This window comes from Calditerrivibrio sp., from assembly GCF_049968475.1.
Lineage (GTDB): Bacteria > Chrysiogenota > Deferribacteres > Deferribacterales > Calditerrivibrionaceae > Calditerrivibrio > Calditerrivibrio nitroreducens_A.
The window spans coordinates 83,631-109,876 of sequence record NZ_JBMFQS010000003.1 but is presented as its reverse complement, the minus strand read 5'-3'; the positions used below and the strand labels follow the sequence as shown (position 1 = coordinate 109,876).

Here is a 26,246-nt window from a genome sequence, read left to right as displayed (position 1 = left end):
TTATTCTTCCCTTTTACCAATCACTTTAGCCGGATTGCCCGCAATGATAAGATTGTCATCCACAAAACTTTTTGTCACAACTGATCCCGCCCCAATAACACAGTTATTACCTACCCTTACACCCGGAAGTATTACCACATTTGCACCAATCCAGACATTATCTCCAAATATCACCGGTTCGTTTTTGGTGGGTTTGCTGATATCTTTAAAATCATGCCCCGACGTTATAATCTTTACACCGGGGGCAAAAAGGAAGTTTTTACCGCAGATAAGACCATTATACGCCTGTATGTAGCAATTACCACTCACCGCAAAGCTGGTCAATGTGATGAGATCATAATGTATTTTAATATTTTCAATGTGAGATACCTTGGATGTAAAATGAACTGAAAAATTTATCTCAGACTGATTTCTTAGTATCCTCTGGAAAAAAAAGTTTGTAAGATAGAGTGGAAAGCCGATCTTCCTCATTAAGAGCAGTTTCACTGCAAAACGGTTTATAAACCTGTCTTCCCCTTCCATCTTGAGTAGTATCTCTTTTATCCTACCTTTTATAGACATAAAGCCCCTTTGAAAATAGATATGAGATGTAAAGATAAAGAGTATATAGCACACAATTGCCTGCTGTGTAAATAACAAGTCCTAATACTACACTGTCAAATTTATACCCTATAAAAAAACCTAAAAAGGTCACAATTATAAAAAGCACCTGCCCGATTAAATTCCAGTCCTGCCTTTCGGCGATGTAAAAAAGATATGTAAGGGGAGATGCCACAAATCTTGCCAGAAAAGCTAAAATCATAATCTGAGAAAATAACCCAGCCGTTCCCCACTGACTGCCAAAAAGATACTCAAAGATACTTTTTCCGTAAAATAGGACTAACAATGTAGGTAAAATTGCAACAAAAAACATAAAGTACATGACCTTTAAAAACAGTCTGCTACACTGCCCATAATTTCTAAAATCTTCCACCGCCTTCTGTCGGAAAGCCCCCAGAATAGAACCACCTATGAGTGACACCGGAGCCTGCAATACCCTCTGCGTAAGGGAAAAATACCCACCATTGGTTGTCCCAAATAGGGTGGTGATGAGAATCACAGGTAGTTGTTGAAATCCGATGTTGAAAAGACCCGCCCATAAGTCAAATTTTGGAAAATTTATATATCTTCTGGACATCTCTAAAATCATCCCTCTATACTTAAAAATATTACCTATTCCCTTGTCCAGAAAGAGAATGGTTAATACAGAAGTAAAAATTCCTAATATGTTGCCAACGATAAGATGAATCGATCCGGGGTTTATAAAGCCAAACGCTATCTGGTAAATCGCCACCACCGAAGACTGAACTATCACCACCATCGATATCATATTGAATCTACCGTATCTATTTAATCTATGATAGAATGTATTATAAAAACCGATAAGCATAATGTGAAAAGCTGCATAAAATAGTAAATGATTATATTTGATAAAAAATCCAAAGGACTTTAAGATAATTGCAGTTATCAACACAAAACCACCCGCCAATAAAGAGATAATGAGACAAAGGTAAGTGGTGGCATCCGCTTTTTCGTTACCATCTGCTATCATAATAGCCAGTTCATACCTGCCGGTCGCCACAACGGACAGGATAGTAATAATTGAAAGATAAAAAGCATATTCACCGAAATCGTTTGGGGAATACTGTCTGGTAAGTATTGGGGAGATGGCAAGTGTAATCACCTGGGAAAGGATAGATCCGGTAAAGAGTGTCAGTACATTCTTCAAAAAGCTACTTTTAAGGCTAAACATACGATAATAGTATTTCCACTATTTTATCTGCTGCCCTGCCATCACCATAAAGCTCTTTTTTCAAATCAAAAGATCTTCCCTTTATGGTATTATAAGTATCTAAAATTTTATCTTTGTCTGCTCCAGTAAGAAAATTCACGTTATTTTCCACCAACTCCACCCACTCCGTCTCATCCCGAAGAGTAATACAAAACTTTTTAAAAAAATAAGCCTCCTTCTGTAAACCTCCACTATCTGTAAATACCAGATCCGCCCCATCCAGTAAAGTCAACATTTCAAAATATCCCACAGGATCGATTAGTTTTATATTTCTAATCCTCAGGTCAAGATTATTAAGTATCTTTTTTGTCCTGGGGTGGATGGGTAAAACGATAGTTCTGTCGGAAGCTATCTCCTCCAATGCCATAAATATATCCCTTAATCTTTTTCCATCATCGGTATTTTCCGCACGGTGGATTGTTGCCAGATGATACTCACCTTTTTTTACCCCATATCTGGCATAGATGTTATCTTTGTCATCAATTTTATTATTGTAATAAATAGCCGTATCATACATCACATCCCCAACCATCTCGACCCTTTGAATTACACCATTTTTCAGCAGGTTTGGATACCCCTCTTTTTTTAGGTTTTCCACCGCCTGGTTGGTGGGGCAAAAAAGGATGTGACTGATTCTATCGGTCAAAACCCTATTGATCTCCTCCGGCATCAACATGTTGTAGCTTCTAAGACCTGCCTCCACATGGGCAACTTTAATGTGAAGCTTCGCCGCCGCAAGTGCACCCGCCAGCGTGGTATTTGTATCCCCGTACACCAAAACTATATCGGGCTTCTCTTTAAACAGGAGATCCTCCACCTTTTCAAGCATCTGCCCCGTCATTGCACCGTGGGATAGCTGATTGATGCCAAGAGAATAATTAGGTCTGGGTATTTCCATCTCTTCAAAAAAGATATCACTCATCTTCTCGTCAAAATGCTGCCCAGTGTGGACGATCACCTCTTCGATATCAAATCCCTGTATCTTCTTATTGGAAATGATTCTACTCACCGCCGCCGCTTTTATAAACTGCGGACGAGCACCAATTACTGTTAATATCTTCATTATTAAATCTATCTCTTTTTCAAATCGTCATAAAAAAGTTTCCCCACCGCAAGATCCGGCGGCAAAGGTGCCTCCTCGTCGATATCAAGACATCTCAAAACGCCAGGCTCCAGCTCTTTATACCTGAGCCCACTTTCGGGACAAACCATCACACCATCTTTATCTGGGTTTTTTAATATATGCCCATGCCTGCTCATCCATCCCCTCTGTTTTGCAGGCACCCCCACCATTAGTGCGTAATCAGGGACATCTTTCACCACCACAGCTCCAGCTGATATAAAAGCGTATCTACCCACAGTAATACCGCAAACGATGGTGGCATTCGCCCCAATTGTACAACCCTTTTTAAGAACCGTTTTTTCATAAAAATTTTTACGGTTAACCTGACTTCTGGGGTTTGTAACGTTTGTAAGGACACAGGAAGGCCCCAGGAAAACATCATCTTCGATAATCAGACCTTCATAAATGGATACATTATTCTGAACTTTTACATTATTCCCCACAATTACATTTGGCCCAACCATACAGTTCTGTCCAAATGAACAGTTTTTACCTATTCTGGTACCTGGTAGAATATGACAGAAATGCCATATCTTTGTACCATCACCTATTTCCACATTTTCATCCACAAAACTCGAACTATGTACAAAGTAGTTCATAAAACCACCTCTAATCCCATCACTTTTTTATTATCTTTTCAACCCAGCCAGTATCATCTTTTTCAATATCAAGATGTCTTATTTCACTGACAACCTTTATTGATGGAAGAGCATCATCAAGGCCAAATCCCCCACCACTTAAGATATGCCTGTAAGATTCGGTGTGTAATTCGGTAAACCCTTCGGAAAACTCTATTTCAACGCCATCCATAGTAATACTTCTATACGTCCTTTTACCCTGAGAGACAACTGATTCCGGCAGATATTTTGCATTTACACTTAAAAACCACCTCACCCTTGCATGTTCAAGCTCAATATAACCCGCATAGGCATCCTTTTCCCTCAGGTAAACCAGATTTTTCTTAAAATCCCCAAATATAAAAGAAAGCATATCAAAAAAATGGATACCTATATTGGTGGCAAGCCCACCAGATTTACTGTCATCCCCTTTCCATGAGGTAAAATACCAATTCCCTCTGCTGGTAATATAAGTAAGGTCTATATCCCAGATCTTTGAAGGATCCCTTTTCAAGGTTTCCTCAACCATTCTCTTCGTTTTAATAATATTTTCGTGCAATCTCAACTGCAAAATGGTGTAAACCTTCTTACCGGTCTCCTTCTCCATCTCCTTTAATCCATCCACATTCCAAGGATTGAGAACAAGCGGCTTTTCACATATAGCATTAGCCCCTGATCTCAGGGCAAACCTTATATGAGCATCATGAAGATAGTTTGGGGAGCATATAGAGACAAAATCCACCCCTTCACCCCTTCTCCTCAGTTTATCGATATGCCTGTCAAATCTTTCAAACTCTGTAAAAAAATCTGCATCCGGAAAATAGCTATCCATAATCCCCACAGAATCATTTTTATCAAGTGCCGCCACCAAAATATTACCTGTATCCTTAATTGCTTTAAGATGTCTTGGTGCTATATATCCACCAACTCCTATAATGGCAAATCTTAATCCGCTTTTATACATAAAATTCATTCCTTTACATTTTTTTTGTTTGATGTTAAATAATCCTATGGCTGGAAATTGTCAAACATTTTCTAATGACATGAGGGTATATGATAAAATTACCTTTTAAAATCTTTATTTTATTGTTAGCTTTTACATCTGCAATGGCATCTTCCGGAACTATTTTGATAAAGGAAAGTAGCAATATCAGTGAAATTATTTTAAAAATACCCCCATCCTATGTGGAAGATTACACCTACAAAGGTGATACGGCAATCATAAAATTCAATAAGAAATTTAATTTAAATCTTAAAGATTTTAATAAAAAAGTGTTAAAAGAGATCACGAAAAACGGCAATAGCCTTATAGTGAAAGCCAATCCATGGGCATCCATCTTTGTGGCAAAAGAACAGGATCAGATAAGAATCGTAATAGCAAACAACCCAAAAGGTAAGATCGATATAAACGTAAATACTACAGCAGCCATACCTGTGGAGGATCAAACTTATAAAAACGAAGAGTCTGAAAAACTTCTGACAGAATTGAAAAACAAATTCAAAAATAAAGATTATGAAACAGTCATAACACTTGCAGATAAGCTCATAGAAAAGAATCCTCTTGACAAGTATGGGGAAGAAGCCCTTTTTATACAGGGGCTATCATACCTTGAGCTGGGCAAAGAATCGGATAAAGCCCTATTTTCCGCCGCATCCACCTTAGATGAATTTACCAGAAAGTTCCCTAAATCGAGACTGTTTCCGGAAGCAATGCTTAAATCTGCAGAAACAAAGGAGAAGCTTGGCTTTAAAAATGAAGCCATCTATGTTTATCAGGAGATAATAAAAAATGTAAAAGATGAAAAGTATCTGAATATTGCTTATACAAAAATAGGAGAGCTATTTAATGAATTGGGTCAACCGGACAAAGCACTAAAATATTTCATTGACTATCTCCAAAAAACAAAACCTGAAAACTCACCCATTTACGGATACGTAGGTTCAATATATGCCCAGAAAGGGGATTTTGAAAAAGCCTCCGATTTCTTTTCTAAATATAAGCCCAAAAAGATAGATGATGTAACCCCAACAACCCTTTACTGGATGGCAGTAACCTATGAAAATAAAGGTGATGATGATACAGCATTAAAACTTTTTACCATATTTTACAATAAATACCAGGATAACAGCTACACAGATATGGCTATGTATAAAGCAGGTGAGATTCTTCTCAAAAAAGGTAAAAACGATATTGCCCTTGATATCCTTAAGGATGCTAAAAATAAATTCCCACAGAAAAAAGGAGGGCTTCTTGCCGCTATAAAGATAGCAGAGCTGACACTTTCATCAAAAGATCCAGAATTCTGGTCTATTTTTCTAAACGATGCCATGAAAAATAACACAGACCCAAATATATCTATGAAAGCTACAAAACTCTATATCCAATCCCTTTTAAACAGCAAAAGATATAAGGATGGTCTGGCTGAAATAGATAAATTCATAAATAAATTTCCGGATACCACTGACAGCAAATCCTTATTAGAAAAAAAAGAAGAGATCCTATTCAATCTTGCCAAGGAATATGTTGGAAAAGGGGACATAGCTCAGGCTTCATCCTACATTGACAGGTTGACAACTGAATTTCCTAAAACAAAATACCTTACGGAAGCACTAAAATTAAAAGAAGAGATGGAGTATTCTATAATAAAATCTCTTTACGATAACAAAAAGTACGCAGAAGCGCTTAAAACCATAGAAAAATATTTGACCACAAACAAAAATCCTCTCCTTAAAGACAGATGGTACAAGCTCTGGGAAGATACCTTTTTTGCTTACGTTAATAGCTTAAAATCAGATCCTATAAAATTTGGGCTTAATGCAAGACAATTCATCACACTTTTCCCAAACAGTAATAAGGTGGCGGAATTAAAAGATCAGATCATTAAAAATCTCCAGAAAGAATTTGAAGCTATCTTAAAAACCAATGATTATTACTCTATCATTGTTTTCTATCAGAAAAACAGAAACGATCTGGATAGATCCGATAAAAGGGAATACTACATATCAAAAGTAGCATATGCATTGTATATGGTGGGAGAAAAGGAGAAATCAGCTCAACTTATAAAATCGATAAAATTGGTCAATGATGAAACAGAATTTGTAAGAAATATGCTAAATATTACCCCAAACAGGTTTAATATCAACAACTACAACGAAGATCAGTTTCAGAAGATTATTTCTGACCTGAGAAAAACAAACAGCTTGAAGGCCTATCACCTATCTTTAGATTACAACAGAAATAAGCCCATTGGGATAAAAACTGCCATAGATATTTTGGAAAATATGGATACAGGGGATAAAATGGTAAATATTGATAATTTTCTTAAAAATATAGAAAAACAACCAGATAACATAAAAAAATCAGCATACAGGTTATATTTTAAGTCAGCTGAAAACGGATTTATTTCAAAAAACTACCAAAATGCCATCAAAAATTACCTGAATTATCTTAAATATGCCCCAAAAGATGACCCAAATCACCCGGAAGCCCTATATTTTTTAGGTAAATCATATATTGCAATTGGGGACAACAACCTCGCCCTCAAATATCTCACGGATCTTACGAAAAGATTTCCCAACAACCAGTATGCAACACTTGCAAAGTATGAGATTGAGGATATAAAATGGAAGAGATTGAAAAAATAGACCAGATAGAGCTACTCAGAAAGGCATTTGAAACATTCAACGAAGCCACCGTAAAATTGCAAAACTCTTATAATCAACTCCAGGAAGAGGCTGAAAGACTCAGAAAAGAGATCGAGAAAAAAAATGTTGAACTTAAGGAAAAAACAGAGCTTTTGGATGCGGTGATGATGAATGCCACAAGTGCAATAATAGTTACCGATAACTATAACAATATCATATTAAAAAATAATTCCGCCACCATACTACTTGAATCTTCATCTAAAGCTTTTCAGGAAAAGCTATTAGGCATAAAAAACCCTTCCGTTTCCGTCATCGAAGAGAATGAAAAGTATTACAACGTCAGCCTCGGGAAATTTACACTTTCCGACAAAAATGGTTATATCTACATAATTGATGACATAACAAACATAAAAGAGATAGAAAAGGAGCAGAGGAGAAATGAAAACCTGAAGCTGATGGGGGAGATGGCGGCAGGTATAGCCCACGATATAAGAAACCCATTGGGCAGCATAGAAATATTTGCCACCCTTCTTCGTAGAGACTTAGAGGGTGATAGGGAAAAAGAGAATCTCTTAAACTCAATCATCAAAGGTGTAAAAACGATAAACAATACCATTTCAAATATATTACTGTTTACCAAAGATATACGTCTAAATAAAAAATATGTATATATTGCTGACATAGTGGATGATGTCATCCTTTTCATGAAACACCTGATGAACGACAAAAAAATCGTATTTCAAAACAGGATAGGAGATAACGATCAGATCTACTGTGATATAGAATTGATAAAACAGGTGGTAATGAATATTATCCACAATGCCATAGATGCTGTACCTCAGGGGGGTAAGATAACCATCTATTCCGAAGAAACCTCCACAAGCTCATCTATCTTTATAGAGGACAATGGACCAGGAATAAGCCCGGATTTTATAGACAAGATCTTTTTACCCTTCCACTCCAAAAAAGCCAAGGGGACTGGACTTGGGCTTTCAATAGTATATAAAATAATCAAAGCCCACAATGGTAATATTTATCCCATCAGTAAGCCAGGGCAAACGATATTTAAGATAACATTACCCAAAGAGGTGAATTAATATGAACAAAAGGATCTTAATCGTAGATGATGACGACAATATGCGAACAGCAGTTGAAACAACCCTAAGGAGGATGGGTATAGATGTAACCACCGCAGAAAATGGGAAAGAGGGGCTTGATTACGCAACAAATAAACATTTTGATCTCATTATCAGTGATATGAGAATGCCCGTTATGGACGGGGAAACGATGTTTAAAATGTTAAAATCAGCAGGGATAAACACGAAGGTCTGTTTCATAACGGCTTACGGCACAGTCGACTCCGCAGTGAAATTAATAAAAGAAGGAGCCTTCGATTATATATTAAAACCTTTTGCACCTGAAGTGATAGAAGAGCTGGTAAATAGAGCCTTTGCAATAGAAGATCTTATCCCGGAAGTGGATGAAAATAAAACAGTATTCAAAAGCCCTTATATGAGTCAAATATTTACCATAGCAAAAGATATTGCAGAGAGTGAGGCTACCGTTTTGATCACCGGAGAATCGGGTACCGGTAAAGAGGTTCTGGCAAGGTTTATCCACGAACACAGCAAAAGAAAGGGGGACTTTGTGGCGATAAACTGCGCAGCCATCCCTGAATCTCTCATTGAGAGTGAACTGTTTGGGTATGAAAGGGGTGCTTTTACCGGTGCTATAAACAGAAAAGAGGGAAAATTTGAGCTGGCAAACGGAGGGACACTTCTCCTTGATGAAATCGGAGAGATACCTATAAATCTTCAGGCAAAACTTTTAAGAGTGCTCCAGGAGAAGGAGATTGAGCGGCTGGGCGGCACAAAAAAGCAAAAGGTGGATGTTAGAATAATAGCCACGACCAACCGAAATCTCAAAGAGGAGGTAAAAAATGGAAACTTTAGGGAGGATCTATTCTACAGACTAAACGTGATAAACATAGAGATCCCCCCATTGAGGGAAAGGAAAGAGGATATAGAACCCCTTGCACTATTTTTTATAGATAAATATTGCAATATAAATAAGAAACCCCAGAAAAAGTTGACAAGAGAAGCCCTTGATCTTTTAAAAAGCTATGATTGGCCTGGAAACGTTAGAGAGTTGGAACACACCATCGAGAGGGCAGTTATTTTATCAAAGGATCAGTATATAACACCCCTAAATCTTTTTCTCCACGGGATAAGCTTAAACAGCTATAAGGAATATATCAATAACAAAGATAAGATTGAGATTACAGAAGTTGTCAATTCAGAACTAACTTATGAAGATAAACCGATGAAGATATCTGCAGGTATGAAGATAGCCGACATGGAAAGGGAACTTATCCTTAATACTCTTAAAGAGACTAAAGGAAATAGAACAAAAGCTGCAGAGCTATTGGGTATTACGGTAAGGACGCTGAGAAACAAGCTGCACGAATACAGGGAGCAGGGGATTGAGGTGGATGAATATCTGGAGGAGTAGCGGATTATGATTTATCAAAATGTTGCTATACTCCTTTAGCTTTCATTCATAAAAATATGATATCTGTTATACGCAATTCAAATGAGTTGATGTTGGTGAAATTTTCCTTGATAATAATAAAAAACTGTAATAAAATTCAGAAAATGTAAGGAGATTTTTATGGATGGTGTATCTTTCTGGAAAATGAGTGGGAGTGGAAATGATTTTATAATAATTGATAATAGAACTCTTTTTATCGATAAAACTGATTTTAGAAATATAGTTGCAAAACTATGCAAACGTTCTATGTCAGTGGGTGCCGATGGGCTGATCCTGATAGAGCCATCCAAACAGGTTGACTTTAAATGGGATTTTTACAATTCTGACGGATCCACCGCAGAGATGTGTGGCAATGGTTCCCGTTGTGCCGCAAGATTTTGCTATGAGAATGGCATTGCAGGTAAGCAGATGAAATTTGAATCCCTTGCTGGCATTATTGAAGCCGAAATTACCGGCTCTTCATCCGTTAAAGTAAAGCTCACCAGACCCTCAGATTTAAAATTAGATATTGAAATACCATTAACTGATTTAACCCTAAATGGATCATTTGTAAATACAGGCGTCCCCCATATAGCTATAGAGGTGGAGGATATAGATAATTTCGATATAAAAAAATATGGAAGAGAGATAAGATTTCACAAACTCTTTTCCCCAACAGGAACAAACGTGAATTTTTATAAAATTCTTCCCAACAAAACGGTAAAAATAAGAACTTACGAAAGAGGTGTAGAAGATGAAACACTCGCCTGCGGGACAGGATCTGCGGCTGTGGCATTCATCTTACACAAAAAATCTATCCTTAAAACACCTGTGGAGCTGATTACATCCGGCGGTATGAAGTTGATAATACATATCGACGATAATGAAAAGATATATCTGGAAGGTGAAGCAAGGTTGGTATACAAAGGAACATTAACCGAAGAAGCTTATAAATATTAAAATATAAGGAGGAATTATGTTTAAAGGAGCTATAACTGCCTTAGTTACCCCTATGAAAGATGGGATGGTGGATGAAGAGAAATTAAGAAATTTAGTGGAGTTTCAGATAAATAATGGTATTTCCGCTTTAGTTCCATGTGGTACCACCGGCGAAGCCGCCACACTATCTTACGAAGAACATATGAGGGTAATCGAAATCGTCGTGGAACAATCTAATAAAAGGGTACCTGTCATCGCAGGCACCGGTTCCAACAGTACCCATGAAACGATATACCTTACAGAATTTGCAAAAAAAGTTGGTTGTGACGCCGCCCTTGTAGTTACACCATACTACAACAAACCTACACAAAAAGGTTTATACGAACATTTCAAAGCTGTTGCGGATGCTGTGGATATCCCAATTGTCCTTTACAACGTTCCAGGCAGAACATCGGTAAATATGTTACCTGATACAGTAATTAAACTCTCAAAGATCAAAAATATTGTTGCCGTTAAAGAGGCTAGCGGTTCACTTGATCAGGTTTCCGAAATCATCGCTGGTGTAAGTCCAGATTTTGACGTTTTATCAGGGGATGATTCCCTTACGATACCTATGATGGCCTTAGGTGCAAAAGGTGTTATCTCTGTTGCCAGCAATATCATCCCCAAAGAGGTCTCCCAAATGGTAGATCTTTGGCTGAAAGGTGATATAGCTACTGCAAGAGATTTACATCTGAAGCTTTTCCCATTGTTTAAAGGAATCTTCATAGAGACAAATCCGATCCCTGTTAAAAAAGCTCTCTATCTTATGGGTATTATTGAAAACGACATACGACTTCCGCTTGTGGAAATGACTCCAGAAGGTACTGAAAAACTTAGAAAAATTCTTTTAGACTTAAATGTCAAACTTATGAGGTAAATATGATAAAGGTCATGATGGTGGGTGCCGCCGGAAAAATGGGGCAACGTATTATAAATTTTTTAACCGAGGATGGAAGTACAACACTGTCAGCTGCAATAGAAAATCCAAACTCCCCTCTGATCGGCCAGGATGCCGGTCTTATAGCCGGTTGTGGTGAATTGGGAGTTAAAATCTCTTCCGACATTTTAAAAGGGGCTGAGGTTTCTGATGTCATCATCGATTTTACAGGTGCAGAACCCACATACCATAATCTCAATTTTTATATGAAAGCTCAAAAACCTATACTTATAGGAAGCACAGGCTTTACAGGTCAACAGGTGAAAGAGATCGATAAACTTTCAGAAGTGGCACCTTTCATACTTGCCGCCAACACAAGTCTTGGTGTAAATCTAACATTAAAAGTTCTTGAAATGGTATCAAAGACTGTTGGTGACCTGTACGACATCGAAATAATAGAAGCTCACCATAGAATGAAAAAAGATGCCCCAAGTGGCACAGCAATGAAGATGGCTGAAACAATCCTAAACACCCTGGGGCGAGATATGGAAAAAGATCTTGTTTATGCTAGAAAAGGAATAATAGGTGAAAGGAAGGATAAAGAGATAGGGATTCAGACCATCAGAGCCGGTGATATCGTAGGGGAACATACTGTAATGTTTTGTGGAAATGGTGAGAGGATTGAAATAACTCATAAAGCCCACACAAGAGATACCTTTGCCAGAGGTGCTGTGACAGCAGCCAAATGGTTATACGGAAAACCAAAAGGTAAATACAGTATGTTTGATGTGCTGGGATTAAATTGATAGAAAAAAGGCGGGGAATACCCGCCTTATTTATTTCAATCTTGAATTGAAGAAATCTATTTCTTCAAAAAATTAAGTACGTCAGCGTAGTCCGGCTCAATTGTGATCTCTGGAACGAGCTGTTTGTAAACTACTTTGCCATTTGTATCCACCACAAAGATAGCCCTCGCCAGAAGCCCTGTAAGGGGACCTTCATCAATTAGAATACCATAGGATATCCCAAATCTTTTGTTTCTAAAGTCTGACCCGACAGCTATATTTACACCTTCAGTGGTGCAGAATCTTTTTGCAGCAAAAGGTAGATCCATAGAAATAATCGTTGAATCTACATTTTCAAGCTTTGCCACCTCTTCGTTAAACCTTCTGGCCTCTGTGGCACATACAGGGGTATCCAGTGATGGAACTGCTATCAGTAGTTGAAATTTATCTTTTTTCCCACCAACTGTTTTTTCAGATAGATCTGATAAAACCACTTTACATTCAGGTGCAAAATCACCCACAGATACAACATCCCCTGTTAACTTTACTTCATTACCTTTCAACTTTACTGTCAAAGACATATATTTTCCTCCTTATATTTATACTTTCTACATTAAGAAATAACAGAACTAAAAAAATTCCTTCTCAAAAGTGCTGCTAATAGAATTATAATCTTCATTTTTATAAAGCTCAATAATTCCAAACTCCTCACCAAAATTTTTGTTTACAAAATCAGGGATGTTTTTATACCCAAAAAGCTTTATGCAGTGAACGGCTGGATCCCCAAACTGGTGTTTACATTTTTTAGCAAGCATGGCTGGTATAATACCCATATTTAAAAATTCGTTTACAAGAGCCTCAAAAGGTGCAAGGGTGTGAAAAGTCAAAGAATCTATCTTGCCGCAGTTCTTTTCCACGAAGCTACAAAGAGTATTTATAAACACTCTTAGATAATTCAGACTATCAAGTTCCCTCTGGCTAATATAAATATTAACTTCCTTACTTCTATATATATTAAATAATTTTTGTTCATTGCGATAACTCAGCTTCACAAGAAGTTCCAATGGTATCTTATCCATCAGCTCGTTTCTACTTTTAAGTATAAGCTTATTATCCACAATCCCCATTGCTTTCAAGTTGGATACCACTTTAATGAAAGCTGTCAGCAGCATAGAATCAGGGCTGATGAGCTTATCTTTAGTTATTATTTCAGAAAGATCGGTACTGACATCTATTATCGGGTTTTTGCCAACATTTAAGAATTCAGATATTTTTATATCATCAACCACATAATTGGCATTTAAATGTATTAGTTTGCCACTGGAGCAAAAATAGCAGTCAGCAAGGTTGTCAAGTGGAATATTAAGTGTCCCATCCTTGAAATTGATAATCAAGCGAAAAAAAGATAGGAGGTCTTTTGGATGTCTATATGGTGCAATATACTCACACACTATACCATTTAAATCCATCTGTTTGTAATTTATCAGATTTAGTAATATATCACCATCGTTACTAGTTTTATCATCAATCAACAATACCCTTTCGATATTTTTAGCACTTGTACCGTTGTATATAAAATCTATCAGGGTGTTATCCTTTAACAAAGAGGTAATCTTTTCGGCGTTTTTATTAAAACCTTCCCCCGATATGTTATCTATGCTTGGGGAATAAGTGAAATATTTTATCCCCTGTGGATACTGAATTAATATGATCCCCTCCACGGGGTCATAAATATCTTCAACTTTTTTTATTTCTACAACACTATCTCCGGTAGAGCTGGATTTATCATCAATAGATTCACCAATCTCCTGCTTCTTCCTGGGAGTTACTTTGATAACCTGTGGTTTTATAAGCTCTTCTAAAATAACATCTTCATCATTATTTTCAATAACTTTTCCTGACGATTGTTTACTCGTTTCCGATTCATTTTTTCCCTGTCCAAATACCGAAGGTCTTTCACTAATAGCTGTTACCACAGATCCCTTCTTCTTCACAGCAATAATATCACTATCAAGGTCAGTATTTTTTTGAAACTCTGAAATATCCACCACAATATCAGATTTTACTTCATACTGACAGGCAAGCCTGAATCCGGCATCAATACTGATTGGTGCAAGTATTATTGTATCTTTTTTGGAAGGTTTGTTTATCGATTTACCATCTGCAGAGGTTACTCGTACCTTACATTTACCACACTGCCCACTCCCTTTGCATAGAGAAGGGACAACAACATTATTTTCAATAAGGAGATTATACAGATTTGTTCCTGATTTCACTTCCACCGTAATGTTTAAATTTTTAATAATCACTTTACATTTGCGACTTCCAAAAAACATAGCTATAGTATCTGCCCTAAAAATTGCTTTAATCTTTCATTCTTAGGATTATTAAAAATCTCTTCTGGTTTCCCCATTTCCACGATATTCCCTTCATCCATAAATACTATTCTATCAGATACTTCTCTTGCAAAACCCATTTCGTGGGTAACCACAACCATTGTCATCCCTTCTTTAGCAAGAGTCTTCATTACATCTAAAACCTCACCTATCATCTCCGGATCAAGAGCGCTGGTGGGTTCATCAAAAAGCATTATCTTGGGCTTCATAGCAAGAGCTCTTGCTATTGCCACCCTTTGTTGCTGACCTCCAGACAACTGTGAAGGATAGCTTCCACCCCTATCCCCTAAACCCACTCTATCTAATAATTTTTGGGCTATCTCCTCAGCTTCCTCTTTTTTCATTTTTTTCACCACACGGGGAGCAAGTGTGATATTCTCCATAGCCGTCAGATGTGGGAAGAGATTAAATTGTTGGAAAACCATCCCAACCTCTTCCCTTATTTTATTTATATTCGTTTTATTGTGTGTTAATTCTATACCATCTATAATGATTTTACCTTCATTTATGGTTTCCAGATGGTTTAATGTACGTAAAAAAGTAGACTTGCCAGATCCGCTGGGCCCTATAATTACCACAACTTCCCCCTGATATATATCGAGGGAAACCCCTTTTAGTGCCCAAACACCATTGTGATATATTTTCACAACATTTTCAGCTTTTATGATTACATTCCCACTAATCACTTGCAGCCAATCTCCTTTCTAAAATTTGTACTAAAAATGATAATCCTGATGTTAATATGAGATACATCACAGCCACCACAAACCATACCTCAAAAGGGCTGAAGGTGGAAGAAACGATTTCTCTACCTGCTTTTGTAAGATCGGTTATCGATATCACTGATACAAGTGAAGAATCCTTTATAAGGGATATAAACTGACCCGCCATAGGAGGTAATGTTCTCTTGAGTGCCTGAGGTAAGATAACATACCTCATAGCTTGAAAATAGTTCATACCAAGACTTCTAGATGCCTCCATCTGCCCTTTTGGAATCGATTGTATTCCAGCTCTTACTATCTCCGCAATATATGCACCTGCAAAAATAGCAAGAGCAGCAATACCTGACGTTATCCTATCAAGCTTAAACACCGTACCTATGAAAAAATAAAATATGAAAATCTGGACGAGTAATGGGGTACCTCTTATTAGCTCTATATACGTAACAGCAAGTTTTTTTAAAGCTATGTTGGATGAAATTCTACATAAACCTGTCACAATACCAATCACAATAGCAATAAGGATAGACACAAATGAGATATAAAGCGTATTCCATAGCCCGATGGTGAGGGGGCCAACTTTGTAGCTTTTTTTGAATGCTACCAGATCACCTTCATATACATCGGTATTGGAGGTAAGATTTGTCTCATCATAGTCATCAATTCTAATTGTATTGGTTCCATCTTTGCTTTTTAGAACAATAGTTCTGTTTTCAAAAGTGAGGACACCTTCAAAAGGTGCCCTTATTTCCAAGTTCTGTTTACTGATTATATATTCCGGGATCCTTTCCCATCGCCATATATAATCCACTTTTTTAGTCGAATAGTAAACAAAATATACTATCAACCCGATTATTAAAATAAATACCAGATTCCAAAAGAGATTTTTTGTATCTAATTTAAACATTTTCTACCGGTTATCTCCTTACTGAACTTCTTTTAACCAATCAGTAGTCTTAAACCATTTGTTGTAAATAGCATCGTATCTGCCATCACCTTTAATGATCATCAAAAAGTTATTGATCCAATTGAGAAAATCTGGATCACCTTTGTTTATTGCCCATGCCAGAGGCTCGTAAGTAAAAGGTTTGTCAAGAAAAACAAGCTTGCTTTTATTCTGAGTATAAAATATCGCGTTGTATGGAAGATCGTATACAAATGCATCCGCCTTGCCATTTATAACTTCCATGGCAGCTTCCTGCTCTGTCTCAAATAATCTGAGCTTAGCTTTGGGCATCAGTTTTTTAGTGGCAAAATCTGCTGTCACACCGAGCTTGGTGACCACAGTGTATTTAGGATCATTGAGATCTTTATAGCTTTTTATCTTACCTGCGAGATCCTTTCTAATAAGTATAGTTTGACCCACAACGATATAAGGATCTGCAAAATTCACCTGCATATTCCTCTGAGGGGTAATCGTCATGCCAGACATAATGATATCAAACTTATTTGTGAGAAGAGCGGGAATAATACCATCCCAGGCAGTGTTCACAAGAGTAAGCTTAACCCCAAGCTCTTTCGCCATCTCTTTTGCAATGTCCACGTCAAACCCAATAATATTACCTTTTTTGTCCTTCAACTCAAACGGCATGTAACCTGCTTCAAGCCCTACCCTTAACTCTTTTCTTTTGATTATAGAGTTTAAAGTAGATTTTTCCCAAACTGCCATATCAGCAGCAAACAAAGAAACAACAAAAAGCAAACTGAAAATTACAAAAAACAATTTTTTCATAATGCAACCTCCATACTCTGTTTAATATGATTTTCCTTCATCTAAAAGCTCATTGATTACCATCTGGGTTCCACATTCAGGGCATTTTGGGATATCCTCTTTTGGGATATAAATAATTGAGAGATAACCACATTTAGGGCATTTAACCTCCACAGCTTCAAGTCTCTCCACTTTTCCTTTTCCTTTATCCTGCTGACCCATAGGCGCTCCTGCTTTTTATCAAACCTTATTACAATTAAATGAATATTTCAAGAAAAACTTTACATAGTTAATGAAAACATTTGGGGTTATGAGGGGTTATCTTCTTAATCAATTATCAAAAACTACACAAAACTCTGCAGACAAAACCACACAAAGATTTTTAACTAAACCAAATACTCTCTCTTAAGTATTCCTGAAAAAATTTAACAACCTTTTACACTTCCGTTTTTCCCGTCATATACATGAAGCTTGATATATTATACCCCAAAAACTTTAGCTCTTCCACTGCACTTTTTATCTTAACATCATCACCGCTTACCCTGATAACCACATCCCTCATAGACTGATCTTTTAAAAAGAAAGTCGCAAGACTTATAATATTTAGTTCGTGCTGTTTTATTATTTTTGCCATCTCCGCAATAGCCCCAGGTCTATCATCCAGTACTATACTTATCCTCGCCCCAGGTATCCTCATCCCCATAGCTTCCACAAATACATCAAAGACATCTATAGCCGTTATTATCCCCACAAGATCACCATTTTCATCCACCACAGGCAAACCACCAATCCTTTTATCCCTTAGTATCAGAGCCGCTTTTTCTATTGGATCATCCGGAGCAACATTAATTGGGTTTTTGGTCATTACATCTTTCACCAATGTATCCGCAAGGATGTTGTGCATCTCATAAATGTCAAGTGTACTTGCCTTTGATGGGGAGAAGGTTTTTATATCTTTTTCTGTGATAATTCCCAGTAACTTTTTACCTTTTGCAACAGGGATTCTCCTAAGTCTATTTTCTCTCATGACGTGAAGAGCATCCAAAACGGTATCATCAGGTTCTATCGTAATTAATTCAGTGGTCATCCAATCTTTTACGAGCATATTACACTCCTTATACTATTCTTTGCCCCAGTTAGTTCTTTTATCAACGATCTCATTCTTATCAATTGAATTTATAACCTCTATACCTCCAATCGAAAGTCCAAATTTACTTTTAAAAAGTTCCTTTAAATTATCTATATTTCTATCCACCTGTAGTAATATTATATCATTTTTCCCCATATTATCAACAATCAATCTGATTTTAGCCCCGATTTTGTTACAAAAATCTTCAAATTGCCAGAAATGTATGAATACCCCTTTTACCTTCACAGATGAATCGACTCTCCCAAAAACCCCTTTCAAAAATCGATTTTCATAAGATACTATATCCCCTGTGGCAAATCTTATAAAAGGAAGTTTATCGTTGAGGAATGTTAAAACAAGCTCACCAAAACAATTTAGTTCGACATCCTGTTCACCACCTGGATCTATATGCTCCACAAAAATGGCATCTGTATCAACCTGCATATACCTTTCACCTTTCACCTCAGTAGCTATCATCCCCACTTCAGCTACACCATAACCCTGATAAGCATCTATACCAAACTCTTTTTTAATATAAATCCTGTCATCCTCAGTCATCTTTTCCGCAATAAGGTATGCTTTTTTTAAGCTTCTTTTTTTGGTCTGCTCAGAAACCTTTATTAAAAAACTCTTCGTCCCGATAAAAGCTGTAGCAGAAAAGGTATCCACCAACTCTGCTGCTTTGCTGGAATCTGTTGGTCCAAGAGGGAAAACTGGGATATTTAGAAATCTACACGCCTCATCAAACATTTCCCCCGCCGGTGTTATGGAATATCCAAAGCTGTTGACCACAATGTCATTTTCATCAAAACCCACCGCGTTCAAACCTTTATAAAATCTATAATGTTCATAATCTACTAATTTTACATTATTTATTGGGCCAGGAGATTGGAAGTATTTTATCGGTTTTACATTTATAAGATTGCCAAAAGGTGGATTATCCTGCTGAATCTTTGAGTACTCCGACTTTCTCAAAATGGGAAGTTTCCTGAAATCATCATATGATTCAACATTAAAAATACCCGAATACCTCTTTTTTAAAAAATCCCTCAGAGGCGGATTGGTGTCATATATCTTTTTTAAAAGTGATATCACAGTTCCAAAATCCCCTAAGAAAGCCATCTCTTTCTTCTCCTGTAATGTTTAACATCTCTAAAACTTTTCTTACCTGAAGAAACACCCAGATAAAACTCTTTCACATCATCATTCGCCAGAAGGTAATCTCTGTCACCATCCAGAACTATCCTACCATTCTCCATGATATACCCCCTGTGGGAAAAAGAAAGAGCCATATTGGCATTCTGCTCCACCAGCAATATGGAGGTCTTTTCTATTTCGTTAAGCTGTTTTATAATCTTAAATATCTCTTTAACCAGAAGAGGACTCAGACCAAGGGAAGGCTCATCCATCAATATAAGTTTCGGTTTAGCCATCAGGGATCTTCCGATGGCAAGCATCTGCTGTTCTCCGCCACTCATGTATCCCGCCAGCTGTTTTCTTCTTTCCTTCAACCTCGGAAAATAGGTATAAACCTTTTCAATCCCTTCAGATATCTCTCCCTTTGTTCTTGTATATCCACCAGCGATAAGGTTTTCCTCAACAGTCAGATCCTTAAAAACCCTTCTACCCTCCATAACCTGAAATATCCCCATTTTTACTATTTCAGCGGCATCTTTTCTGTCTATTCTGGTACCCATAAAGAGAATCTCTCCATCGGTAATATCTCCGTTGTCCGGCCTTAATAAACCAGATATGGCTTTGAGGGTGGTGGTTTTCCCGGCACCATTTGATCCCAGTAAACATACAATATTTCCCTCCTGAACCTCTAAAGACAACCCTTTTAAAACAAGTATCACATCATTATAAACCACTTCAATATTTTTTATACTAAGCATTCCTCACCTTTATAAAGTTATAAAAAGAGGGGGATATTCCCCCATTTATTTTTATTGAAGCGTAATTACTTTTGAAACAGGTTTGATCTGACCATTTTGAATCTGATATATCCTTGCCGCTCTTACACCTTTGTGTATGTCAGGCGTAAATGTTACAGGTGGAGTAAGTCCCATAGTACTAAAATCTCTCATAGACTCAAGGCTATGTTTTATACTTTCACCGGTAATAGGACCTTTGACATTCTTAATGGCACTCAAAAGTACATACATAGATGAGAATCCCTGAATGTAATTTACCTCTCTTTCATGAACATCTGGGTGATACTTTTTGTTTAGTTCCCTTAAAAATTTGATCCCCTCCACATCGGTATCGCTCCAGAAGGCAAATGGGCTCACACCATAAAAACCGTTGGCTGCATCACCAGCAAGCTTTATCAGAGGCCTATCAAATGTCCAGTTTAGTCCTATAAATTTGGTAGTAAGACCGTTCTTCTTCGCATCCTTCAGGATGGTTGAAGTTGCCATATAAGTTTCCTGAACTATGGCATACTCAGCACCAGATTTTTTAAGATTTAGCATCTGGGCAGTGGCATCAAGGGCTTTAAGATCCACAACCTGCTTGTCCACCAATTGAATTCCAAGTTTTTTAGCGGCATTTTCCCCATCAGGAAAGAATGGTGATCTACCAAATCCTGTATCGTTGTAAATAAAAGCAACCGTCTTACCTTTATTATCTTTTATAAATTGCAAAGCAGCTTCTGTCTGGTCTGAATAAGAGGCCCCCACAAAAAAGTTATAGGGTGTCTTTTTACCATCCGCAAGATGCTCTGAATAAGAAGCTGAAAGATATGGTATCTTATCCTGAGCCACAAATTTCGTTAATGCTTCGGTGTCTGCAGTACCCCACCCATGTATCGCCACAACCCCTTTCATTTTGAAATCCTTGTAAGCCGCAAGGGCATTTGGTACTTTGTAAGAATAGTCCACATCAAAAAGCTCTATCTTTTTACCATTAATACCACCGTTTTCATTAAACCATCTAACACAATCTTTCACCCCTTCAGCATAAGGCTTACCAACATCAGCCGTACCACCTGTAAAATCAAAAATTGCCCCGATCTTAATCGTATCAGCAGCGAAAGCTGATATTGAAAAGATCAGAAATACCATAAAAAAAAGTTTTTTCATAACATCCTCCTAAACTATATATTTTAATATGAAAATGGCCATAACTTCCAATAAGCTTTGATGAGATTCCATCTCCTGGCAAGCCCTTCCGGCTCAAAAAGGAGAAAAAGTATAATTACAATTCCATAAAAAGCTTCCCTGATGGCTGGGAATATCTGTTTTAAAAATGGAGCCACTCCTGACAATAGATCCACAAGATGTCTTAACATCTCAGGTAATATCACCATAAAAATGGTACCAAAGATCGATCCAAGTACAGACCCCAGCCCGCCGATAATTATCATTGACAGATATTGAATGGATACCGTGATCGTAAAATGCTCCGGCGTTATAAACTGGACATAGTAGGCCCACAAAGATCCGGCAACTCCGGCATAAAAGGAGCTAATTCCAAAAGATAAGAGTTTGTATTTGAAAATATCCACCCCCATCGCCTCCGCAGCAATGTAGTTGTCCCTGACGCTTATAAAAGCTCTACCTATTTTTGTTCTCAAAATATTTTTACCAATGGTAATCATAACTATGGCAAATGAATAAGCAAAAAAGTAGAATCTAAAATCGTTATTTATCTCAATACCAAAAATAGTTGGGTACGCCACAGGCATACCATTTACACCACCAGTAAACGACTCCGCCCTAATAAAAATAAATTCTAAGATAAACTGAGCTGCCAGAGTTGCTATGGATAGATACAGATCCTTTAATCTCAAAGATGGTAGCCCAAAAATTATTCCGATAATTGCAGTAATAAGTGCAGCTAAAGGGATTACAAAATAAAAATTCATGCCGTAATTCAAAGCTAAATAACCAGTTGCAAAGGCACCAACACCTATGAAGGCACCATGTCCGAGGGAAATAAGCCCGGTAAACCCTGTCAATATATTCAATCCCACTGCAGCTATGGAAGATATAAAAATCATATTAAGGATATAAAGTATATAACTGTTTGCATAAAATGGCACTAACAACATCAGTATTAAAAAACTATAGATCGATATTTTTGAAAAAACTGTTTTATAAATGGCAGCATCTTTAGCATAGCTTGTTTTAAAATTACCACAATTAACGTAATTCATACCTTTTCCACCTTAACTGTTCCAAATAACCCATAAGGTTTTATAAGGAGTATTATTATCATGGCAACAAAGGGGAATACCTCTTTTGCACCGCCCCCCACAAGTGGGTCTATGTAGCCTCCGACTATATTCTCCAGCACTCCAATGATTATTCCACCAACTATTGCCCCAATGATACTATCAAGCCCCCCAAGAATGACAACCGGAAAAACCTTTAAACCAAACTGTGATAAGCTTGTGTTTATACCATTTATATTCCCCAGCAAAACGCCTCCCACAGTGGATACGATTGCCGCAATAGCCCAGGAGAGAGCAAATATTCTCCTTACATCTATCCCCATAGATAGGGCAGCCTGCTGATCACTCGCCACGGCCCTCATAGCCACACCGGTCTTGGTGGTTTTAAAGAAGTAGGAAAATATACCAAGAAATATAGCTATGGATATTAACGCAAAAATATATACCATACTTATGTTTAAAAAACCGATTTTCACCGGTTCATGGGAAAAAATTTTAGGGAATGTTCTGGTATCCGTACCCCAAATTATCTGCACTATAGATTTCAAAAGGGATGAAAGCCCTATGGTAAGCATTATAATGGATATAATTGGCTCCCCTATCATTCTTCTTAAAAAGACTCTTTCTATCAGAAAACCGAAAAAAAACATAAATATAAGTGTAATTAAAAATGAAAATATGAAAGGTATCTGGTAACTTACGGTGAGATGAAGACAGACGTATGCCCCCACGAGCAAAAGTTCCCCCTGGGCAAAGTTTACTATACCAGTGGATTTATAAATAAGTGTAAATCCAAGAGCCACAAGAGAGTATATACTACCAATTACAATCCCAGCTATGATAATCTGTGTCAAAAACTCCATATTCACCTCATTTGACAAACATAATCTTTAAAGTTGTATGAAAAGTTTTAACCCTGCCATCCTGGAGCTTTATGGTGGCGGTGGTAAAAACATCCTTATCATCAGCATAAAGTGCATTGAATATATCCTGATACTTCTCTATTATAAATCCTCTACGAACCTTCCTCGTCCTTGTGAGTTCCCCATCATCCGCATCCAGCTCTTTGTATAGTAAAACAAATTTTTTTACTCTGTGTTTTTCGATCAGTTGGGCATTCACCTTATCCACCTCTTTGAGAATAAGTTCATATACCTCCTCTTTTGCGGAAAGATCTGTGTAGGTGGTGTATGCTATTTTGTTATCCTCCGCCCATTTCCCCACTATCCCCATATCGATATTGATGATGGCAGTGATGTAATCTTTTTTATCCCCCAGAACGACGGCTTCCTTTATAAAAGGGCTAAACTTGAGTTTATTTTCTATAAATTGCGGAGAAAACCTTGTGCCATCCGATAGATACATTAGGTCTTTCATTCTATCAATCACCACGAGCTTTCCGTTTTCATCAAAATATCCAGCATCTCCGGAATATAACCAACCATCCCTTACGGTTTCGGCTGTGGCTTTTTCATCTTTGTAGTATCCCACAAAAACCGCATCACTCTTGGATATAATCTCCCCCGCTTCTGTGATTCTTACTTCTGTCCCTTCGATCGGTTTCCCCACCGAGGTAAAATCTATATCATCACTTCTATGAATACAAGAGATACCGGCAATTTCTGTCTGCCCATAAATCTGCTTTAATTCTATACCAAGAGCATGGAAAAATTTAAATGTATCAGGCCCAAGTGCAGCTCCACCGGTCATTGCGGATCTTAAAAAGCTAAATCCAAGCCTCTCCTTAAGCTTTCTAAAAAGAAGAATGTATGCAAACATATACTGTATTTTCTGAAAAAATGATGGTTTCTTTTTATCAAACTTCAATTCGGCATACTTATAACCTATAGGAAGACATTTGTTGTAAATAAACCTTTTAAACGGGGTTGCATCCATGATTTTCATATTGACGGTAGATGCTATGTTCTCCCACACTCTTGGGGGTGAAAAGATTATACGTGGCCCTATCTCCTTCATATCCTCCTGAACCGTGTTATGACTTTCGGGAAAGTTTACAGTAAAACCGAAGATTAGAGCACTTGCAACACTCATCATCTGCTCACCTATCCAGGGTAGAGGTAGAAAAGAAACAAACTCATCCGACTCATACTTCGGATCAGCCTTTGCAAGAGATGTCGCCATAAAGATCATGTTTTTATGACTCAACATTGCCAGCTTGGGATATCCCGTTGTCCCGGATGTTGTGCACATGACTGCAACATCGTTTTCGTTAAGCGATTTCAACTTATCTTCAAAATAGCTATTCAGATCCGTTTGAGAAATCTCATGGTAAATATCACCAAAAAAGATCAACAATCCATCTTTGTATTGATACATCCCTTTTTTGTCGTAATAGATTATCTTCTTAAGATGTGAAAATTTATCCACATTTTCCAGCACCTTATCCACCTGTTCCTGATCTTCCACCACCACCACCTTCGATTCAGCCTTTGTAAGAATATATTCCACTTCGCTGGAAATCGAATCCTGATAAATACCGATCGGATAGGCACCCAAAAGCTGGGCTGCTATTTCCGATATTATCCATTCAGGCTTATTGTCGCCAATTATTGCAATGGTATCCCCTTTTTTCAACCCCAATGTTTCAAAATAGATTGCCAGCTTTGTTACTTTTTCAAAGTAATCTTTCCAGCTATACTCCTTCCATATTCCCAGATCCTTTTCTCTGAATGAAATTTTATTTGGATTGTTCTTATATCTCTCAAAAAAGTAATGAAGAAGTGTCATACCCATTTCTCTTCCCCCAGATAAGCAGAAAGCACCCTTTCATCATTTGCCACCTCTTCAGGCTTCCCTTCACAGATCTTTTCACCAAAATCAAGAGCCACCACCCTATGGGAAAGATCCATCACCACATTCATATCATGCTCTATTAAGATGATCGTAATCCCCATCTCCTCGTTGATATCGATAATGTATCTCGCCATATCTTCAGTTTCTTCGGTATTCATACCAGCCATAGGCTCATCCAGCATTAGAAGCTTCGGCTGAAGACACAATGCCCTTGCCAGCTCCACCCTTTTCTGTATTCCATAGGAAAGTTCAAAAACATACTTTTTTCTAACCGCCGAAAGGTCTAAGAAATCTATGACATCCTCCACAAATTCCCTATTTTTTACCTCTTCCTTCAACGCCTTACCAAAATAGAAGATGGATGAAATCAAACCGTAATTCATGAAAATATGTCTTGAAAGCATAAGGTTATCAAGGACAGTCATCCCTTTGAAAAGCTCAAGATTTTGAAACGTCCTGACAAGACCAAGCTTAGCCCTTTTCTTCACCGGCAGATTTGTAATATCTGTATCTTCAAATAATATTTTACCCCTTTTAGGCTTATAAATCCCTGTAACAACGTTTAAAACACTTGTTTTGCCTGCACCGTTTGGTCCTATAATGGAGAATATCTCACCTTTATTAACCTTGAATGATACTCCAGCCACAGCCATTATACCGCCGAAACTTAGATAAATATTTTTAACTTCTAGCAATGCCGACATAGCACTCCAAAATATAATTATTTTTTATTTTAATAATTGATTTAACCCTTAATGTCAAGAAAAATTAAGTTTAATCAAAATTATTTAAGCTATACCACACTATAAGTAAACAACACTATTTGTTCAGAAAATATGAAAATGCCAAAAATATACAATTTATCAGAGAGTTGAAGATATTCTTACATTGAGCAGGATGATCCAGTCTAAC

The 26,246-nt window shown here is 37.3% G+C and carries 25 protein-coding genes; 6 read left to right on the top strand and 19 right to left on the bottom strand.

From position 1 onward, the window contains the following. The 5 genes from ACP5Q2_RS04300 to ACP5Q2_RS04280 are packed head-to-tail and all read right to left on the bottom strand — an operon-like array spanning position 1 to position 4,535. On the bottom strand, positions 1–561 hold the full coding sequence (locus ACP5Q2_RS04300; protein WP_424604966.1) for an acyltransferase: 561 nt from the start codon (positions 559–561) through the stop codon (positions 1–3). Then, positions 545–1,792, bottom strand: a complete 1,248-nt coding sequence (locus tag ACP5Q2_RS04295) for an oligosaccharide flippase family protein (protein ID WP_428097564.1) — start codon at positions 1,790–1,792, stop codon at positions 545–547. The genes ACP5Q2_RS04300 and ACP5Q2_RS04295 overlap by 17 nt, the downstream gene beginning before the upstream one ends. Beyond that, on the bottom strand, positions 1,785–2,894 hold the full coding sequence (gene wecB / locus ACP5Q2_RS04290) for a non-hydrolyzing UDP-N-acetylglucosamine 2-epimerase (RefSeq protein WP_424604968.1): 1,110 nt from the start codon (positions 2,892–2,894) through the stop codon (positions 1,785–1,787). The genes ACP5Q2_RS04295 and wecB overlap by 8 nt, the downstream gene beginning before the upstream one ends. 8 nt (positions 2,895–2,902) lie before the next feature. Then, complete coding sequence (locus tag ACP5Q2_RS04285; protein WP_424604969.1) at positions 2,903–3,553, bottom strand: acyltransferase; 651 nt, start codon at positions 3,551–3,553, stop codon at positions 2,903–2,905. A 19-nt stretch (positions 3,554–3,572) separates the two neighbouring features. Beyond that, positions 3,573–4,535 carry a Gfo/Idh/MocA family protein gene (locus tag ACP5Q2_RS04280; protein WP_428097560.1) on the bottom strand — a complete coding sequence of 321 codons (963 nt, stop codon included), beginning with the start codon at positions 4,533–4,535 and terminating at the stop codon, positions 3,573–3,575. A gap of 89 nt (positions 4,536–4,624) precedes the next feature. Between ACP5Q2_RS04280 and ACP5Q2_RS04275 the strand changes: the two genes are divergently transcribed. The 6 genes from ACP5Q2_RS04275 (at position 4,625) to dapB (ending at position 12,409) form a co-directional block, all read left to right on the top strand. Beyond that, the gene (locus ACP5Q2_RS04275; protein ID WP_428097557.1) at positions 4,625–7,216 is read left to right on the top strand and encodes a tetratricopeptide repeat protein; all 2,592 of its coding nucleotides are present in this window, start codon (positions 4,625–4,627) and stop codon (positions 7,214–7,216) included. Next, positions 7,195–8,313, top strand: a complete 1,119-nt coding sequence (locus tag ACP5Q2_RS04270) for a sensor histidine kinase (RefSeq protein WP_424604972.1) — start codon at positions 7,195–7,197, stop codon at positions 8,311–8,313. The genes ACP5Q2_RS04275 and ACP5Q2_RS04270 overlap by 22 nt, the downstream gene beginning before the upstream one ends. A 1-nt stretch (position 8,314) precedes the next feature. After that, complete coding sequence (locus ACP5Q2_RS04265; protein WP_428097554.1) at positions 8,315–9,727, top strand: sigma-54-dependent transcriptional regulator; 1,413 nt, start codon at positions 8,315–8,317, stop codon at positions 9,725–9,727. A gap of 159 nt (positions 9,728–9,886) precedes the next feature. Further along, entirely contained in the window at positions 9,887–10,705 is an 819-nt protein-coding gene (gene dapF, locus ACP5Q2_RS04260; RefSeq protein WP_428097551.1) for a diaminopimelate epimerase, read from the top strand. Between the two features lie 16 nt (positions 10,706–10,721). Next, positions 10,722–11,603 (top strand): 4-hydroxy-tetrahydrodipicolinate synthase, encoded by an 882-nt coding sequence (gene dapA / locus ACP5Q2_RS04255; RefSeq protein WP_428097549.1) that lies wholly within the window; start codon positions 10,722–10,724, stop codon positions 11,601–11,603. A 2-nt stretch (positions 11,604–11,605) separates the two neighbouring features. Then, on the top strand, positions 11,606–12,409 hold the full coding sequence (gene dapB, locus ACP5Q2_RS04250; protein ID WP_428097546.1) for a 4-hydroxy-tetrahydrodipicolinate reductase: 804 nt from the start codon (positions 11,606–11,608) through the stop codon (positions 12,407–12,409). A 56-nt stretch (positions 12,410–12,465) separates the two neighbouring features. On the opposite strand, the gene tpx is transcribed toward dapB, so the two are convergent. From tpx to ACP5Q2_RS04180, 14 genes are all read right to left on the bottom strand, one after another. Further along, complete coding sequence (gene tpx / locus ACP5Q2_RS04245) at positions 12,466–12,969, bottom strand: thiol peroxidase (RefSeq protein WP_424604977.1); 504 nt, start codon at positions 12,967–12,969, stop codon at positions 12,466–12,468. Positions 12,970–13,017: 48 nt separating this feature from the next. Further along, a complete protein-coding gene (locus ACP5Q2_RS04240) occupies positions 13,018–14,697 on the bottom strand; it encodes a 2Fe-2S iron-sulfur cluster-binding protein (protein WP_428097543.1) in 1,680 nt (559 codons plus the stop codon). Positions 14,698–14,726: 29 nt separating this feature from the next. Then, positions 14,727–15,470, bottom strand: coding sequence for an amino acid ABC transporter ATP-binding protein (locus ACP5Q2_RS04235; protein WP_424604979.1), 744 nt, complete (start codon positions 15,468–15,470; stop codon positions 14,727–14,729). Further along, a complete protein-coding gene (locus ACP5Q2_RS04230; protein ID WP_424604980.1) occupies positions 15,463–16,410 on the bottom strand; it encodes an amino acid ABC transporter permease in 948 nt (315 codons plus the stop codon). Before ACP5Q2_RS04230 ends, ACP5Q2_RS04235 begins: the two co-directional genes overlap by 8 nt. Positions 16,411–16,428: 18 nt before the next feature. Further along, a complete protein-coding gene (locus tag ACP5Q2_RS04225; protein ID WP_424604981.1) occupies positions 16,429–17,235 on the bottom strand; it encodes a transporter substrate-binding domain-containing protein in 807 nt (268 codons plus the stop codon). A gap of 21 nt (positions 17,236–17,256) precedes the next feature. Next, positions 17,257–17,436 carry a hypothetical protein gene (locus tag ACP5Q2_RS04220; protein WP_424604982.1) on the bottom strand — a complete coding sequence of 60 codons (180 nt, stop codon included), beginning with the start codon at positions 17,434–17,436 and terminating at the stop codon, positions 17,257–17,259. Positions 17,437–17,650: 214 nt separating this feature from the next. Beyond that, entirely contained in the window at positions 17,651–18,319 is a 669-nt protein-coding gene (locus ACP5Q2_RS04215) for a CBS and ACT domain-containing protein (protein ID WP_428097538.1), read from the bottom strand. A 15-nt stretch (positions 18,320–18,334) separates the two neighbouring features. Continuing rightward, positions 18,335–19,465: a phenylacetate--CoA ligase family protein gene (locus ACP5Q2_RS04210; protein ID WP_424604984.1), complete on the bottom strand. Its 1,131-nt coding sequence runs from the start codon at positions 19,463–19,465 to the stop codon at positions 18,335–18,337. Further along, positions 19,453–20,238: an ABC transporter ATP-binding protein gene (locus tag ACP5Q2_RS04205; protein WP_424604985.1), complete on the bottom strand. Its 786-nt coding sequence runs from the start codon at positions 20,236–20,238 to the stop codon at positions 19,453–19,455. Before ACP5Q2_RS04205 ends, ACP5Q2_RS04210 begins: the two co-directional genes overlap by 13 nt. Positions 20,239–20,289: 51 nt before the next feature. Continuing rightward, the gene (locus ACP5Q2_RS04200; protein ID WP_428097535.1) at positions 20,290–21,426 is read right to left on the bottom strand and encodes an ABC transporter substrate-binding protein; all 1,137 of its coding nucleotides are present in this window, start codon (positions 21,424–21,426) and stop codon (positions 20,290–20,292) included. Positions 21,427–21,449: 23 nt separating this feature from the next. Further along, on the bottom strand, positions 21,450–22,502 hold the full coding sequence (locus tag ACP5Q2_RS04195; RefSeq protein ID WP_424604987.1) for a branched-chain amino acid ABC transporter permease: 1,053 nt from the start codon (positions 22,500–22,502) through the stop codon (positions 21,450–21,452). Continuing rightward, on the bottom strand, positions 22,499–23,383 hold the full coding sequence (locus ACP5Q2_RS04190) for a branched-chain amino acid ABC transporter permease (protein WP_424604988.1): 885 nt from the start codon (positions 23,381–23,383) through the stop codon (positions 22,499–22,501). The genes ACP5Q2_RS04195 and ACP5Q2_RS04190 overlap by 4 nt, the downstream gene beginning before the upstream one ends. Positions 23,384–23,390: 7 nt before the next feature. Then, positions 23,391–25,274, bottom strand: a complete 1,884-nt coding sequence (locus tag ACP5Q2_RS04185; protein WP_424604989.1) for an AMP-binding protein — start codon at positions 25,272–25,274, stop codon at positions 23,391–23,393. Next, entirely contained in the window at positions 25,265–26,038 is a 774-nt protein-coding gene (locus ACP5Q2_RS04180; RefSeq protein ID WP_424604990.1) for an ABC transporter ATP-binding protein, read from the bottom strand. Before ACP5Q2_RS04180 ends, ACP5Q2_RS04185 begins: the two co-directional genes overlap by 10 nt. Positions 26,039–26,246 lie beyond the last annotated feature (208 nt).